We start from the raw sequence: 15,941 nt of genomic DNA on the forward strand, positions 1-15,941 counted from the left end.
CACTGTGCATGATGAGTGACCCGGGCAGCGACTTCCGCCTCTACCATTCCAACTCGCTGGATGTGCTGGCCGCGCTGCTGGCACGCAACGTCCGTGCGCCGATGCCAGGGCAGCCGCTGCTCGCACCGGACGTGGTGCTGATCCCGCAGGTGGCGATGCGGCGCTGGCTGCAGGCGACATTGGCCGCCGAATACGGTGTCGCCGCCAACCTCGAATTCCTCACCCCGGGTGAGTTCGTCGCCCGTGCGCTCAACGCCAACGTCGATGGCGAAGCCGACGATCTCGATGCTGCCGGCCTGCACTGGCGGCTGTACCGGGCGCTGCGCGATCCGGCGCTGCTCGGGCAACCACCGATGCGCGCGCTGCAGTCCTATCTGGCCGGCAGCGATGGGCTGAAACCCTGGGCCCTGGCCGGCGAGCTGGCGTCGGTGTTCGAGAAATACCAGGCCTGGCGGCGCGACTGGCTGCTGCGCTGGGAGGCCGGGGCCGACCCGGCCGATCCCCAGGCGATCCTGTGGCGCGCCGTTGCCGGTGGGCATGGCTACCGCGCGCGCCGCATCCAGACCTACCTGGACCGCTTCGAGGGTGCCGGCCAGCCATTGCCGCAGGGGTTGCCGCCGCGCATGTCCGCATTCGCGACGCTCAACATCTCCCCGGACGTGCTGCGGGTCATGGCGACCCAGGCGCGGGTGGGCGAACTGCATTTCTACCTCCCCACCCCGGTGCAGTCGTACTGGGGCGACCTGCAGACCCTGGCCGAGCGGCTGCGCAGCGGCGCTCCCGATCCCTTCGGCGAAGCGGCGGGAGAAAACCGCCTGCTGGAAGCCTGGGGCGCAGCCGGCCGCGACTTCATGGCGGTGCTGGGCAGCTATGAAGTGGTACACCCGGCCGGTGAGATCGCCGCCTACATCGACCCGGAAGACGACGCGCGGCCGACGATGGCCGACGGCGGCCTGTCCGACAGCCTGCTGCACCGCCTGCAGCGCGATCTGTTCCACCGTCGGGCGCTGCCGTCCGGCGAACTGCGTGATGGCCTGGCCGGCGATGATCCCAGCCTGCAGGTGCACGCCTGCCACACCCGCCTGCGCGAACTGCAGGTCCTGCACGACCAGCTGCGTGGCCTGCTTGAGGATGACCGCTTCGACCCGCCGCTGCAGGCCCGCGAGATCGCCGTGCTGGCGCCGGACATCGATCCCTACGTGCCCTACCTGGAGGCCGTGTTCGGTGGCCGCGGCGGCGAGGACGACCACATTCCCTACGCGTTGGCCGACAGCAGTCCGCTGGCGGGCGAACCGCTGGCCGATGTGTTCGTGCACCTGATTGGCCTGCCGGTCTCGCGGTTCGGCCTGAATGAAATGCTGGACCTGCTGGCCAGCGCGCCCCTGGCCGAGGCAGCCGGACTGGACGCGACCGACTTCGACCGCCTGCATGGCTGGCTGCAGCAGGCGGGCGCACGCTGGGGGCTGGATGCGGACCATCGCGCCCGGCACGGCGCGCCACCGGATGATGCCTACACCTGGCAGTTCGCGCTGGATCGCCTGCTGCTGGGCCATGCCACCGGCAGCGATGCCGACCTGGCCGGCGTCGCGCCGTGGACCGGGCTGGAAGGTGGCGCGCTGGATGCGCTGGACCGCCTGCTGCGCCTGCTGCGGGTACTGGCCGCCTACCAGCGCCGTCTTGGCGAGACGTTGACTCCGGCGCAGTGGCGGCAGCGCCTGCTGTCGCTGCTGGATGCGCTGCTGCCGACCCCGCCCGGCTCACCCAACAGCCAGCGCGCGCTGGAGCGGCTGCGCAAACTGCTCAACCAGTTCGCCGAAGACGCGGACAAGGCCGGCTTCAGCGACGGGGTGCCTCCCGAAGTGATACGTGCGCATTTCGCCTCCGCCCTGGCCGAAGCCGACACGCGTGCACCGCTGCTGACCGGCGGCATCAGCTTCGGCCGCATGGTGCCGATGCGATTGCTGCCGTTCCGGGTGATCTGCGTACTCGGCCTCAATGATGGCGATTTCCCGCGTCGCGATCCGGCGGCCGGCCTGAACCAGCTCACCGCCGAACTGGACACGCCCCGACGCCGCCCGGGCGACCGTTCCACCCGCGAGGACGATCGCTTCCTGTTCCTGCAGCTGTTCGCCGCCGCACAGGACGTGTTCTACCTCAGTTACCTCGGCGCCGATCCGCGCGATGGCAGCGTGCGGGAACCGTCGGTGCTGGTCAGCGAGCTGATCGACGCCGTGGCGGCCTACCACCTCGATCCAGCCGCCGCCGCCGCGGCATTCACGGTCCGCCACGCGCTGCAGCCGTTCTCCCCCGCCGCGTTCGGCGATGGCGACCCGCGTCGCTTCAGCTACCGCCGGCAATGGCATCCCGCAGCCGGTCGCCTGGCCGGGCAGCGTGGCGGGCTGTCGCCGTGGTTCGACGCGGCGGCGCTGCCGCCGCCGGTCGAAGCTGCGGTGGAAGAGGAACTGTCTCTGGAAAGCCTGCGTCGGTTCCTGTGCGACCCGGCTGGGCAGTTCCTGTCGCAGTCTCTGGGCCTTCGACTGGCCGATGAGGTCGAGGACGTCGTCGATCTGGAGCCGCTGGTGCTGTCCGCGCGAGGGCCGGACACGCGCAGTGTGCAGGCCGCGGTGGTGCGTGCCACCCTCACCGGCGATGACGACCCGCTCTACCCGAGGCTGCGCGCACGCGCGCTGGTGCCATCCGGCGCGCTGGGCGAGCGGCAGTTCGAGGTGGAACAATCGAAGACCCGCCCCTATGCCGACGCAATGCTGGGCTGGATGCAGGGCGTACAGCCGGAAAGCCGCCGCTATGAGGTCCAGATCGACGGCGTGCGCCTGCACGGCCGGGTTGCCGATCGCCATCCCGGTGGTCTGGTGCGGCTGCGCGCGGGCACGCTCAACGGCAACGCGGTGATCCGCCAGGGGCTGGACTGGCTGCTGGCCAATGCGGCAGGCGACGCGTTGCCGCTGGTCCAGTTCCACGACGGCGGTGACGCCGGTCAGGGTCCGCACGTCCTGCCGGCACTGTCCGTGCCCGCGGCGCGGGCCGCCCTGCGCGCGCTGCTGCAGCTGCGCCGGCGTGGCCTGCGTGAGCCGTTGTGGTTCGCTCCCTACACCGGCTGGGTGCTGTACACGACCAGCGGCGAGAAACAGCGCAGCGAGGGCTGGAAGCAGTGGCATGGCAGCGACCGCAGCTGGGGCGAATCCCGCAGTGACGCCTGGCAGTTGCTGATGCGCGGTGCCGATCCCTTCGCAGACGATGCCCGGTATGCCGAGCTGCTGCACAACAGCCAGGTGGTGTTCGGCGCGCTGCGCGAAGGCCGCGTGCCCGGCGCCGGTTCACATACAGAGGTCACCGGATGAACGCTACCGTGGCAGGCAGCCCCATCGAACATCCCGGTATCGACCCGTATCTCGCACTGCCCCTGGATGGCGTCCGCCTGATCGAAGCCAGTGCCGGCACCGGCAAGACCTTCACCCTGGCCACGCTGTTCACCCGGCTCGTGGTCGAGCAGGGCCTGCGTATCGGCCAGATCCTGGCGGTGACCTTCACCGATGCCGCTACCCAGGAACTGCGCAAGCGCATCCGTGAGCGACTGGCGCTGGCCGCGCGGATGGTCGACCTGCCTCCGGGCGACGGCGAGGCACCCGACATGCGGTTGACCCGGCAGATCCTGTGGCGCCATCTCGATGCCGGCAATGAGAGCGCGGCGGCGCTGAAGCGTCGCCTGCAGGTCGCTGCCGACGAAATCGATCTGGCCGCGATCTTCACCATCCACGGCTTCTGCACCCGCGTGCTGCGCGAGCACGCACTGGAGAGCGGCCACACCTTCGATCCTCCGGAGCTGCTGACCAGCGACCGCGAGCTGATGGAGGAACTGGCGGCTGACCTGTGGCGCGTGCACGCCAACGATCCGGCCACACTGGAGCCGCTGACCTTGTTGTGGTCGAGCCCGGACGCACTGGCAGGCGACCTGCGCGCGCTGCTGGCCGCACCGCCGCTGCATCCATTGCCATTGCCGACGCTGCCGGACGATCCGCGGCCGCGGATGCTGCAGGCCGCGCAGGTCCTCGCGTCCGCCATCGACTCCGGTCTTGATGCGGCCCGTGGGCAGATCGCCACGGCGTTCGAGAAGAAGGTCTTCGATGGACGTCGTGCCAAGCGGCCGAGCTTCGACAAGGCATTCTCCACCCTGGTCGCCGGGCAGGCCGGCGCGGACTGGTCACGCGATGGAAAACTCCATCTGGAGAAGCTGCTGCCCACTTCGATGCAGGCGCTCTGCCGGGACGATCAGCAGGGCGCATGCCCGGATGCACCCCTCTTCGACGCATTGCAGGCCTGGTGGGATGCCGCCGACGTGGTCATGTCGTGGCTTCGCCAGCGCGCGATCCGCTTCCTGCACGCCCTGCGCGCCGAAGCCGCGCAGCGACTGGCCCTGTTGAAACAGACGCGACGGGTGCAGACCTACGATGACCTGATCGACGGCGTGGCGCTTGCCCTGCAGGGGCCGCAACGGCTGACGCTGGTGCAACGGCTGCGCGCGCAGTACCGCATTGCCCTGGTCGATGAATTCCAGGATACCGATGACCGTCAATGGGGCATCTTCCACACCCTGTTCGGCGATTCGCCGGAGGTGCGCGAACTGGGACTGGCGCCAGCGCTGTTCCTGATCGGCGATCCGAAGCAGGCGATCTATGGCTTCCGCGGCGGCGACATCCATACTTACCTCAAGGCCAGGCAGGTTGCGCAGCCTGCGCCGGCACTGGACCAGAATTTCCGCTCGCGGCCTGCGCTGCTGCGCGTGCTGCAGATGCTGTACGACAACGGCGGTGAGGACGCCTTCCTCGAGCGTGACATCCGCTTCGAGCCGGTGCGGCCGGGCGGCGTACGTGTAGATGCGGATTACCAGCGTGATGGCCATGCCGCCGCAGCCCTGACCCTGCGCGTGCTGCGCAGCGGCGGTGACATGCCGCTGGCTGCCGATGCCTCCCGCGAGGCAGCGACGCGGGCGTGTGTGGCCGCCATTCACCAGGTGCTGGTGGACGCGCGCGCCGGCAGGGCCCTGCTGCGTGGTCGCCCGGTGCAGCCGGCTGACATCGCCGTTCTGGTGCGTTCGCATCGCGAGGCCACGCTTGTGCAGCGTGCGCTGGCGGCTGTTGGAATTCCCGCGGTGGCAGCCGGCAGGCAGAGCCTGTTCGCCACCAGCGAAGCCCGCGACCTGCGCGCGCTGCTGCTGGCCCTGCTGCAACCGGCCGACGAAGGCCGCCTGCGCACCGCGCTGGCCACCGTGCTGCTCGGCCAGCCTGCCAGTGCGATCGCAACGATGGAACGCGAAGGCGACCTGCAGCGGGGATTCCAGGCGCAGCTGCTGCACTGGCGCGAACGATGGCAGCGCGGCGGCCCGTTCGCGGTGATCGCCGACGTCTGCGCCGCACAGGGCGAACGCCTGCTGGCGCTGATCGATGGCGAGCGCCGGCTGACCAATTACCTCCAGCTCGGCGAGCTGCTGCAGGAGGCGTCGGCACAGGCGCTGGGCATGCATGGCCTGCTGGACTGGCTGCAGGGCCGGATGGCCAGCGCCGACCAGGACGATGAGCAGCAGCTGCTGCGCCTGGAATCGGACGCGCGCCGTGTGCAGATCATCACCCTGCACAAGAGCAAGGGCCTGGAATACCCCTTGGTGTTCCTGCCGTTCGTGGGCATCGAGCGCGGCGCGAACAACAGCGCTGCACACTGCACCGTGCATCTGGACGGCGAGCGCCAGCTGCACTGGAAGCTCGACAGGGACGAGGTGTGGGACGCCGTCAGCCGCCAGGCGCGGCACGAACAGCAGGCAGAGGACGCGCGCCTGCTGTACGTCGGCATGACCCGAGCCGAGCACGCGCTGTGGATCGCCATCGGTGACCTCGCCGGTCTTGCCAGGACCCCACTGGCGCCATTGCTGGGCGACCTGCAGGCCCTGCGCGGGTGCGCCGATGTGCAGGTCGACGACAGCGAGCCGGTGGCGCAGCTGCCGCAGCTGGCGGTGGAAATGGACGGCGAACTTCCGGCAGTGCGCACGCAGGCGCGTCGCGTGCCCCACGACTGGTGGGTATACAGCTTCACCCAGCTGGCCCATGCCGATGCCGGCAGTGGCAGTGACATCGAGGCGGCCGCCACCGAACTTCCGGCGCCGGCGGCCGACGAACCGGTTGGCGCGGAGCTGCCCCTGGAGCCCGCGCTGCCGGATCCTGCCGCGACCGAAGAGGCCGCGCCGGTCGACCCGCGTTTCATGGGCAGCCGCTTCGGCAACGTGCTGCACGAAGCGATGGAGAACGTCGACTTCGCCGCATGGGGCGCCTGGCAGCCTGGCCAGGAAGCGCCGGAAGGCCAGGCCGCCGTGCTGCGCAAGGCATTGCGCGAAGAGGGCTATGCAGATGCGGACCTGGATGACGGCATCGCGGTGCTGGTGCCACTGGTCGGCCAGACCCTCATCGCGGAGCTGCCGGAGGGCGGCGCGCTGTACAGCGTGCCCGCGCAGGATCGTCGTGCCGAGATCGACTTCCACTTCGCCATCGAGCCGACCGCTGTGCCGGCGCTGCTGGATGTACTGCATGCCCATGGCATCGCCAGCGCGCGCCGGGGCTTCGGCCAGCGCCGCCGGCTGGAAGGGCTGATGACCGGCATGATCGACCTCACCTACGTGCGCGATGGCCGCTGGTACGTGCTCGACTACAAATCCAACCGGCTGCCGGGCTACAGCCCCGACCTGCTGGCCATCGCCATGCGCCACAGCGAGTACGACCTGCAGGCCCTGATCTATACCGTCGCGCTGCATCGCTGGCTGCGCTTCCGGCTGGGGGCGGCCTACCGCTACGAACGCGACATGGGCGGCATCCGCTATCTGTTCTGCCGCGGCCTGGATGGCACTGGCAATGGTGTCTACACCGATCGTTTCCCGCTCGAACTGGTGGACGCGCTCGATGCGTTGTTCGCCGGAGGCAGGCAGGCCCAGACCGAGCTGGCGGCACGCGCGCTTGGAGCCAGCGCATGAGCCTGCTCAGGGATCTGTACCGCAATGGCCAGCTGCGGACGATCGACCACGCCTTGGCGACCGGCCTGCAGCGCCTGCGCACGGACACCCCGGAGGACGTGGCCCTGGCGGCGGCCCTGGCCTCGCTGGCGGTATCGCTGGGGCATGCCGGTTTCGATCCGGCGCAGCCGCACCGGCTGCTGGAAGGCGTATCCGCCTGGCCGGCGCCGCAATCCTGGATCGAGCAGCTGCGCGCCTCGCCCTGGGTCGCGACCCCCGGGCGCGCCGATGCTGTCGCAGATGACGCCCCGCTGGTGATGGAGAATGGCCTGCTGTACCTGCGCCGCTATCGCGAGTACGAGCGGCAGCTGGCGGCAGGCCTGCAGCGCATCGGCGGCCATCCGCTGCCGGCGCCGGATCTGCCCGCGTTGGCGCCTCTGTTCGCACGGCTGTTCCCGCAGGCCCGGGATGCCGAGGATCATCAGGCGCGCGCGGCAGGCGTGACCCTGCGTCATCCCTTGGCGCTGGTGACCGGAGGACCCGGCACCGGCAAGACCACCACCATCGCGCGCCTGCTGCTGTTGCTGGCTGCGCAGGCAGCGCATGCCGGCCAGCCACCGCCGAAGGTGGCCTTGGCCGCACCGACCGGCCGCGCCGCAGAGCGGATGGCTGAAAGCCTGCGTCTGGCCGTGCAGCGGTTGCAGGAGGAGGGCCTGGACCCGGCGCTGTGCGCCGCATTGCCTACCACCGGTACCACGCTGCATCGCCTGCTGGGCGTCATTCCCGACTCGCCCCGCTTCCGCCACCACGCCGATAATCCGCTGCCGCTGGATGTGGTGGTGATCGACGAAGCGTCGATGATCGATCTGCCGATGATGGCCAAGCTGGTCGATGCCATCGCCAGCGGCACCCGCCTGATCCTGCTCGGCGATCCTGACCAGCTGCCCTCGGTCGAAGCCGGCGACGTGCTGGGCGCGATCCTGCGAGCCAGCGGTGATGGCATGGGCACGCGCGTCGATGATGCACTGGCGTTGCAGGGGGTGTTGGCGGCACCGGCATTGCAGCCGCCGGCGCCGGTCCATGCATTCACCGGTCGGCGGGTGCAGCTGCAGCGCGGTTACCGGCAGAGCGACGCATTGGATCTGGCACCGTTGGCGCGTGCCGTCCGCGATGGCGACAGCGTCACCACGCTGCGACTGCTGCGCAGTGGCGAACTGTCGGGAGTCCGCTTCCACGAAGGGGAGCCGGATCCGCTGCGTGACCAGCGTGAGCATCTGCTGGGCCGCTGGCGTGCATTGGCCGATATCCGGGACCCGGTCCTGGCACTGCAGCAGGCCGGCCGCCTGCGCGTGCTGACCGCGCTGCGTGAAGGGCCGCAGGGAGCCCGTGGCCTCAACGAGCGGATCGAACAGCTGCTGGCCGGCACCACCCCGGGCTACTTCCAGGGGCGCCTGCTGCTGGTAACCGAGAACAGCTATCGGCATCGCTTGTTCAACGGCGATGTCGGCATCTGCCTGCGCGACAGCACGGGCGCGATGGTGGCGTGGTTCCCCGGCGACACCGCCGATCAGCCGCGCGCCTTCCATCCGGCCGCATTGCCGGCGCACGAGAGCGCGTTCGCAATGACCGTGCACAAGGCACAGGGCTCGGAGTTCGATGAGGTCTGGCTGCAACTGCCACGGCAGGACAGTCGCGTGCTGTCGCGCGAGCTGATCTACACCGGGCTGACCCGTGCCCGCCAGGTCCTGCATGTGGCGGCCAGTGCCGATGTGCTGCAGGCCGCGCTCAAGCGCCATGCCAGTCGAATCGGCGGCCTGGCCTGGCGGCTGGGTGCAGAAGAGGTGGCCGAACAACCAGCGCGCATGGAACAGCCCACGGTGCAGGGCCAGTTGTTCTGAACCGGGGTCGGATCCCCTTCCCAACGGGAACGGGATCCGACCCGGCGTCATTCCGCGATCAGCACCAGGCCATCGGGGAACACGATGGCCGCTTCATCGGCACTGACATCAAAGAAGCCCACCCCGTGCTCCTCCGCAAGGTCCTGTACCCGGCCATGCGCACGCTCGGCCACGGAGTAGGCAAACGCACCGTAGATGACGTGCCGGCCGATGCTGTAGTCGGTGACCTCGGCGCGATCGTCCTCATCGTTGCTCAGCGGACCATTCAAGGGCGGGAACTCCTGTGCCATCGCGGCGAACCAACCCTGCAACGCCGGACTGCTGACCACCGGATCGTCGTACTCGTGGTTCTCGCCCCAGGCGGTCTGCTTCTCGAACCAGGCGATGAACGCTGCCGCCTCACGCGGGGCGACGCTGGCCTCGAACACCATCATGTCGTAACTCATTGAACCGTCCTGTTGTCGGGGCGAAAGGCCGCCGGGCATCGCCCGGCGCTACGGGGTAGCGATGGTAGCGCCGGGCCATGCCCGGCGGATCGCGTTATAGCGACGGAGCGGCAGCATCCGCCAGCCCCGGCGCCAACGCTTTCGCCTCCGGGAACAGGGCGAAGCGCAGGCCCACCAGGCCCATCAACGCCTCGTCGCGTGCCTTGCAGGCCGCCACGCTGCCGACCCGCCCCAGCGAGGCATCCAACCGCTCGCGCAGCGTCTGATCGGCGGTGATCGGCCGGCGTGCGGCGACCTGGCGCCGATAGTGCGCGGCAATCTCCTGCAGGATCTGCTCAACGGCCTCGCGGCTGCGGTCGGGCAGTTCCAGCCGGGCACGCCGCAGCTGCAGGATGTTCAGGCCGATGCGGGCTTCATTGAGCATGTCCACCGACGCGATGTCGCTGCCTTCCGGCGTCGCCGCCAGCCGGGGGGCCAGCAGCCCGAGCAGGTCGAGCATGCGCGCGGCGAAGCGCTGCCGGTCCTGCTGTCCGCGGCCTTCGGCCGCTTCCGCCAGGGTGGTCCAGCCTTGCCGGACCAGCCGCCGCGCGGTCCATTCGGCACCTACCGAGCGGAACAGGCGGGTCATCACCACCGCAAAGCCGATGCCGATGAACATCGCCACTGACGAGTTCACGAACGTCTGGATGTTGGCGCTGTAGGTGTTCTGCAGGCTGAGCAGCGCGGCCAGATTGACCGTCAGCGGCAGCGCAAACAACGCACTCTTGGGGTGGTGCAGCAGCAGGCCCAGCGGCAGGAACGCCACCGCCAGCACCAGTGCCAGCAGTCCGAAGTCGTGAACGGCGGGGAATACACCGAACAGGTACACGCCTGCGACCAGCGAGGCCACCATCGCCCACACCAGGAACGAGACCATGCTCGGTGCCGGATCATCCTGTGCCGCGAAGAAGGCCGCCGTTACCGCAGCCATCATCGCGCCGTTGCCACCGCCTTCCCAGCCCAGCGCGATCCACAGCACGCAATAGCCCATCAGCGCCACGCCGGCGCTGAGCGCCGAGAACAGCGCCATGCCGTAGTCGACGTGCCTGTCGGCCGCGACCCGGTCGGTGCGGATGCGATAGTGCGCGCGGTCCAGCGGCGCGTTGCCGTGGTCGATCGCCTGCTGCAGCGTGCGGCAGTCCTGCCACAGGTCCACCAGCTCTTCCAGCCGCAGCAGCAGGCTGGCCAGCTGCAGGTGCTGCAGGTCGCGGTCCACCTGAGGCTTTACTGCGCTGATGCGCGCACGCAGGCGGGCGTAATCACTGGCACTGGCCGGTTGCTGCAGCCATTCGTGAATGTCGTCGATCACTGCCGGCAGCCCATCGGGCAGCGACTGGCCATTGCTTCGCAGCGCACTCAGGCGATCGGCAATGGAGGAAAGCACCGGCAACAGCAACAGCATGCGCTCGCGCAGCCGCTCCATGGAGACCGCCGCGCCGGTGTGGCGCGGATCATCGCGGCGCAGGAACTCGATCAATGCCTCGAACTGCACCAGATCGGCGGCCAGGCGGTTGCGAGGTGCGTGCGCGCGGCCTCGCTCCAGGATCTGCCGGCACCACTGCGCCGCATCCTCCATCCAGGTGCCGATGCGTGCGCGCAGCATCGGCCGCACCGAAGCCGGGAACAGCAGCGAGGCGAACAGCACCGCCACCACCGTGCCGAGGATGATCTCCTCGCTGCGTGCCACGACCGTGTCGAAGATCGTCTCCGGCGAGGTCACGGCGGGGAAGCCGATGAAGGCGGTCGTATAGCCGGCGAGCAGGAAGGCATAGCCGCGCGGGCCGCGGTTGAGCAGGGCCAGGAACAGGCAGCCGGCCAGCCAGAACGACATCGCCGCGCTCAGCAGCAGTGGGGTTTCCACCAGCGCGGGCAGCACCAGCAGTGTGGCCAGGCCGGCCACCAGGGTGCCGATGATGCGGTACACGCCCTTGGCGCGGGTTGGTCCCAGCAGCGGCTGGCTGACGATGTAGACCGTACCCATCGCCCAGTACGGGCGCGACAGGTTGCCGGCCATGGCGATGTACAAGGCGGCGATCGCGGCCAGGTAGGTCTTGATCGAGAACAGCCACGCCTGGCGATCGGTCACGGCGTTCATCACTTAGTTCGCCGTGGCCCGTGGAGCGGCCGTCGCCTGCCAGCCACCGCCGAGCACCAGGAACAGGTGAATCTGATCGCGCGAGACCTGTGCTTCGGCCGCGGCCAGTGTGGCATCGCTGGTGGCCAGGCTGCGGTCGGCGTCCAGGCTGGCCAGGTACGGTGTCCGCCCACCCTGGTAAAGCCGGCGGTTCTGCTCGGCTGCCAGCGCGGCCTGTTCCTGGGCGATGCGCAGCGACTGCAGTCGGCGCAGGTCCTGTGCGTAGCGGTCCAGAGCGGTCTGCGTCTCACGCAGTGCCTGCAGCACGGTGTGGTCGAACTCGGCCAGCGCTGCATCGGCGCCCGCTTCGGCAGCGTGGATGCGTGCATGGCTGCCCGATGACGGCAGCGTCCACGAGATCAGCGGCCCGATCGACCACTGCTGGGTCATGGGCTGGCCGAAATCTTCCAGCAGGCCGGCGGCGCCGATCGAAGCCCCCAGACGGATGTCCGGATAGAGTTCGGCGGTAGCCACGCCAATGCGCGCGGTGGCCGCGGCCAGCCTGCGTTCGGCCTGGCGCACATCCGGACGACGCTGCAGCAGCGCACGGCCATCTCCGACCGGCAGCGGTTGCGTCAGCGACGGTGCCTGTGCGCAGTCGATCACTCCGCCCGGCAACTGGCCGGGGGTCTGGCCGAGCAGGGCGGCCAGGGAGTATGCCGCCGCCGAGCGCTGCGCGCGCAACGGCGGCAACGCGGCCTCCAGCAGGGCGACCTGGGCATTGGCACGGGCCAGTTCCGGCGGCGTGCCGCGGCCGGCCGCGATCAACCGCTCGGTCACCGAGCGGCCGCGCTGCTGCAGCTGCAGCGAATGCTCGGCCACGTGCAGTTCGTGATTGGCGTGGCAGATCTCCAGATAGCTGTCGGCCACCTGTGCGACAACGCTGACCTGGGCCAGGTCGCGCGCCGCAGCGACTGCCTGCTCGTCGGCCCGCGCCGCTTCCGCACCGCGCTTGAGCTTGCCGAACAGATCGAACTGATAGCTGACCGCGAACTTGCCATCGGCCAGGTTGATCACCGGCAGTTCGTGTTCCTGCAGGAACGATTCGGCCGACAACTGCGCGCGGCTGACGCCGGCCTCGGCCTCGTACTCGAAGCCACCGGCGTCCAGTGCCTGTTCGTACACGGCCGCCGCGCGGCGCAGGTGGGCATCAGCGGCTTTCAACTCAACGTTGTCGCGCAGCGCCTGGCTGATCAGGCCGTCCAGCACCGGATCGTCGTACAGCGACCACCAGCGCGCCGGCAGCGGCTGGTTGGCGGCGATCTGCGGGTTCTGCGTATCGATGAACGCCGCGTTCGCCTCCGGGCGCTTGAATGCCGAGCCTTCCGGTAGTGCATAGTCGGGACCAACGGTCCTGCACGCGGCCAGGCTGGCCAGTGCGACGATCAGGCCGAGGCGGGACAGTGCGGTATTCACAGGCGGCCCCGCGTCGGCGTGGGGCCGGCCTTGCTGTCATCCGCGCGGCGGCCGGTATCCACCGTCACGGTGGCGGTGCGGCCGGCGATCAACTCAACACCCGCGGGAAGATCATCGATGGCAATCCGCACGGGAATGCGCTGCGCCAGCCGCACCCAGTCGAATGCGGGTGTGACGTTCGGCAACAGGCTGCTGCCGTTGCTGCGGTAGCGGTCCTCGATGCCGGCGGCGATGCTCTCCACATGTCCCTGCAATGGCCTGGATTCACCCATCAGGCGGATGTCCACGCGCTGCCCGGGCACCACACCCTGCAGGCGGGTCTCCTCGAAATAGCCATCGATGCGGAATGAGCCGGTATCCAGCAACGCCAGTACCGGTTTGCCGGCCACCACGTAGTCTCCGACGCGCAGCGTACGGTCGTTGACCCGGCCGTCTGCCGGTGCGCGCACTTCGGTGCGGCCCAGATTGAGTTCGGCCAGATCGACTGCGGCCTGTGCCGTGGCCAGCGCGGCCTGTGCGGCCTGCAGCTTGGCCCGGCGCACTTCGGCGTCCTCGGCAGCGACGAGGTCCTGCAGGCTGCGATCACGACCGATCTCGCGCTTCAGCTGGGCCACCGACGCCTGGCGCTCGGCCAGGCTGGCCTGTGCCTGCTCCAGTGCGATGCGGTAGCGCGCACGGTCGACCACGAACAGCAGGTCGCCCTTCTTCACCGCCTGGTTGTCGGCGACGTTCACCGTCTCCACCAGGCCGGACACATCCGGCGCCATCTGCACCACGTCCGCGCCGACATGGGCGTCACGGGTCCAGGGCTCGTCCATGTAATAGACCCACAGCTGGCGCAGCACCAGCAGCGCGACGATCACGGCGGCACCGGTGAGCAGCACCGGCAGGGACTTCTTCACGATCTTGTTCACGATTGCATCCAACGCAGAAGGTGGAAAAGCAGGCCCAGCACGATCCCGTACAGCGCCAGGTTGAACAGCGCCGGGTGCCAGACATGGCGGTAGGCACCGGCGCGTTGCAGCAGCGCGTGCAGACCGCTGTTGAGCAGATAGGCCAGCAGCATCAACCCGAGCAGGGTCGGGACGAACACTCCGTGGAGACTGAATTCACCAGGCATCGGTAGGGCAGGGCAGATGGGGGAGGGGAGGAACAACGGCACAACAACAACGGGTGACAGCCGCTGGCGTGGCAACGGCAGCGGCGGCATCCGGGGACATCGGTCTCACGTGATGCGGTCGGCGGCCTCGGCCAGCAGGCGCCATGCCTTCAGCACGGCGTGCAGTTCATCCATGGAAAGCGCGCCGAACACGTCCTGACGCAGGTCGATCAACTGATCTTCAAGTTCCTGCACCAGCGCCTGGCCGGCCTCGGTCAGCCACAGCAGGTTGGCGCGACGGTCGCTTGCATCACTTTCACGGCGGACCAGGTCGCTGGCACAGAGCTTGTCCAGCAGGCGTACCAGCGAAGGCCCCTCCATGCCCAGCTGCTGGGCCAGGGCGACCTGGCGGATGCCGCCGCCGGAGCGGCCGATCATCAGCAGGGGCATGGTGCAGGCGGTGGAGATCCCGTAGCTGCCCAGCCGGCTGTCGGCCAAGCGCTGCCACTGCCGCCCTGCATACAGCAGGCCGGAGCTGAGCTGCATCTGCAGCACGGTGCGCTCGTCGAGGGGGCGGTCCATAGATAGATAGGATACTACTAATTTCATTCCTATCAATAGTACTTGCTGAATGGGCGCCCCATTGCGGTAGCGCCCGGCCGTGCCCGGCGGGCTCTGTGGACGGGGCACCCTGCCGCTCGCCGGGCATGGCCCGGCGCTACCACAGCACGTTCCGGGGTCATGAGCGTCGGCCTGCGACCCCGCCTGCCGGCGCGCGATGAACCGTCCCCACAGGACGACCCACCCCCCGGTCCTCCGCCACCCGCCCAACATCCCGCGAACGCGGTGGGTTGGCTCCTTAAAGGCAAGAGCAGAAGCAGTGCGGACCAACGGTCCGCACCCACCAGGGCAGCGGCGCGCCGCTTCCGAAGCCATCAACCCCCGCTTTTGACCCCGCTTTCGGGGGGCCGACCGCGCCAGCAGGAAACTGTCGGAGAGGGGAGGGGCAGGCCGGGCAGGACCGTCCACGGCATGGATGCCGTGGCCGAGCCTACAGGGACGTACTTGCGGCGTGTCCTGCCCGGCCTGCCCCTTCCCCCTCTCGCTCAGCAGCCACGAGGCGCCGGAAGAACCCCCGATGAACCATCCCCACAGGACGACCCACCCCCCGGTCAGGTACGATGCTCGCCCCCCGTTCGGGACGCTGTACGCAATGAGCAAGAACAACGAAAAGGCCGCCCCGCAGGGCGACGTGACCCAGGACCAGGCCGAGGATGCCGTGCGCACCCTGCTGCGCTGGGCCGGAGAGGACCCGTCCCGCGAAGGCCTTCTGGACACCCCCCGCCGCGTCGCCGAAGCCTACGGCGACTGGTTCAGCGGTTACCGCGATGACCCGCGCGCCTACATGGAGCGGACCTTCGAGGAAGTCGCCGGTTACGACGAACTGATCGTCCTGCGTGACATCGAGTACGAAAGCCACTGCGAGCACCACATGGCGCCGATCATCGGCCGCGTGCATGTCGGCTACCTGCCGGCCGGCAAGGTGGTGGGCATCAGCAAGCTGGCGCGCGTCGTCGAGGCCTATGCCCGCCGTTTCCAGGTGCAGGAAAAGATGACGGCGCAGATCGCCCAGTGCATCCAGGATGTGCTGCAGCCGATCGGCGTCGGCGTGGTCGTCGAAGGGGCCCACGAGTGCATGACCACCCGCGGCATCCACAAGCGTGGCGTCAGCATGGTCACCTCCAAGATGCTCGGCAGCTTCCGCGACGATGCGCGTACCCGCGCCGAGTTCCTGCGCTTCATCGAAGTGGGCGGCAAGCGCTGAGCCGCTTCTCCCCGCACCGCCGGCCCATGGTGGCCGGCCTGCCCACGGCTGTCCCCGCGACGGCCGTGCGTGGCT

Annotated in this window: 10 protein-coding genes; 4 read left to right on the top strand and 6 right to left on the bottom strand. The window is 69.2% G+C overall.

Annotated features, from left to right (window positions below; translation table 11 throughout):
* The first annotated feature begins 8 nt into the window (after positions 1 to 8).
* Genes recC through recD form a run of 3 tightly spaced genes read left to right on the top strand, consistent with a single transcriptional unit; the run spans position 9 to position 8,907 of the window.
* Positions 9 to 3,359, top strand: coding sequence for an exodeoxyribonuclease V subunit gamma (gene recC / locus ACX9OW_RS16945; RefSeq protein WP_262218822.1), 3,351 nt, complete (start codon positions 9 to 11; stop codon positions 3,357 to 3,359).
* Positions 3,356 to 7,030, top strand: a complete 3,675-nt coding sequence (recB, locus tag ACX9OW_RS16950) for an exodeoxyribonuclease V subunit beta (RefSeq protein WP_459062598.1) — start codon at positions 3,356 to 3,358, stop codon at positions 7,028 to 7,030. Before recC ends, recB begins: the two co-directional genes overlap by 4 nt.
* Positions 7,027 to 8,907, top strand: a complete 1,881-nt coding sequence (recD, locus tag ACX9OW_RS16955; RefSeq protein ID WP_065182150.1) for an exodeoxyribonuclease V subunit alpha — start codon at positions 7,027 to 7,029, stop codon at positions 8,905 to 8,907. The genes recB and recD overlap by 4 nt, the downstream gene beginning before the upstream one ends.
* A gap of 47 nt (positions 8,908 to 8,954) precedes the next feature.
* Here the strand turns inward: recD and ACX9OW_RS16960 are convergent, their stop codons facing one another.
* The 6 genes from ACX9OW_RS16960 to ACX9OW_RS16985 all read right to left on the bottom strand — a co-directional run bounded on the left by ACX9OW_RS16960 (position 8,955) and on the right by ACX9OW_RS16985 (position 14,623).
* Positions 8,955 to 9,353, bottom strand: coding sequence for a hypothetical protein (locus ACX9OW_RS16960; protein ID WP_053517252.1), 399 nt, complete (start codon positions 9,351 to 9,353; stop codon positions 8,955 to 8,957).
* A 94-nt stretch (positions 9,354 to 9,447) separates the two neighbouring features.
* Positions 9,448 to 11,487 (bottom strand): FUSC family protein, encoded by a 2,040-nt coding sequence (locus ACX9OW_RS16965; RefSeq protein WP_459062599.1) that lies wholly within the window; start codon positions 11,485 to 11,487, stop codon positions 9,448 to 9,450.
* A gap of 3 nt (positions 11,488 to 11,490) precedes the next feature.
* Positions 11,491 to 12,942, bottom strand: a complete 1,452-nt coding sequence (locus ACX9OW_RS16970) for an efflux transporter outer membrane subunit (RefSeq protein WP_065174051.1) — start codon at positions 12,940 to 12,942, stop codon at positions 11,491 to 11,493.
* On the bottom strand, positions 12,939 to 13,856 hold the full coding sequence (locus tag ACX9OW_RS16975; protein ID WP_053517256.1) for an efflux RND transporter periplasmic adaptor subunit: 918 nt from the start codon (positions 13,854 to 13,856) through the stop codon (positions 12,939 to 12,941). The genes ACX9OW_RS16970 and ACX9OW_RS16975 overlap by 4 nt, the downstream gene beginning before the upstream one ends.
* On the bottom strand, positions 13,853 to 14,062 hold the full coding sequence (locus tag ACX9OW_RS16980; protein WP_053517257.1) for a DUF1656 domain-containing protein: 210 nt from the start codon (positions 14,060 to 14,062) through the stop codon (positions 13,853 to 13,855). Before ACX9OW_RS16980 ends, ACX9OW_RS16975 begins: the two co-directional genes overlap by 4 nt.
* 105 nt (positions 14,063 to 14,167) lie before the next feature.
* Entirely contained in the window at positions 14,168 to 14,623 is a 456-nt protein-coding gene (locus ACX9OW_RS16985) for a MarR family winged helix-turn-helix transcriptional regulator (RefSeq protein ID WP_065174050.1), read from the bottom strand.
* A 631-nt stretch (positions 14,624 to 15,254) separates the two neighbouring features.
* Here ACX9OW_RS16985 and folE point away from each other — a divergent pair.
* Positions 15,255 to 15,866: a GTP cyclohydrolase I FolE gene (gene folE, locus ACX9OW_RS16990; RefSeq protein WP_004141296.1), complete on the top strand. Its 612-nt coding sequence runs from the start codon at positions 15,255 to 15,257 to the stop codon at positions 15,864 to 15,866.
* Positions 15,867 to 15,941: the final 75 nt, after the last annotated feature.

The organism is Stenotrophomonas genospecies 5, from assembly GCF_054473825.1.

Excerpts from the sequence above, each read along its gene's own strand:
- ACX9OW_RS16980 (WP_053517257.1), bottom strand. The coding sequence starts at position 14,062 with ATGCCTGGTGAATTCAGTCTCCACGGAGTGTTCGTCCCGACCCTGCTC.
- ACX9OW_RS16965 (WP_459062599.1), bottom strand. The coding sequence starts at position 11,487 with ATGAACGCCGTGACCGATCGCCAGGCGTGGCTGTTCTCGATCAAGACC.
- folE (WP_004141296.1), top strand. The coding sequence starts at position 15,255 with ATGAGCAAGAACAACGAAAAGGCCGCCCCGCAGGGCGACGTGACCCAG.
- recB (WP_459062598.1), top strand. The coding sequence starts at position 3,356 with ATGAACGCTACCGTGGCAGGCAGCCCCATCGAACATCCCGGTATCGAC.
- ACX9OW_RS16985 (WP_065174050.1), bottom strand. The coding sequence starts at position 14,623 with ATGGACCGCCCCCTCGACGAGCGCACCGTGCTGCAGATGCAGCTCAGC.
- ACX9OW_RS16960 (WP_053517252.1), bottom strand. The coding sequence starts at position 9,353 with ATGAGTTACGACATGATGGTGTTCGAGGCCAGCGTCGCCCCGCGTGAG.
- recC (WP_262218822.1), top strand. The coding sequence starts at position 9 with ATGATGAGTGACCCGGGCAGCGACTTCCGCCTCTACCATTCCAACTCG.
- recD (WP_065182150.1), top strand. The coding sequence starts at position 7,027 with ATGAGCCTGCTCAGGGATCTGTACCGCAATGGCCAGCTGCGGACGATC.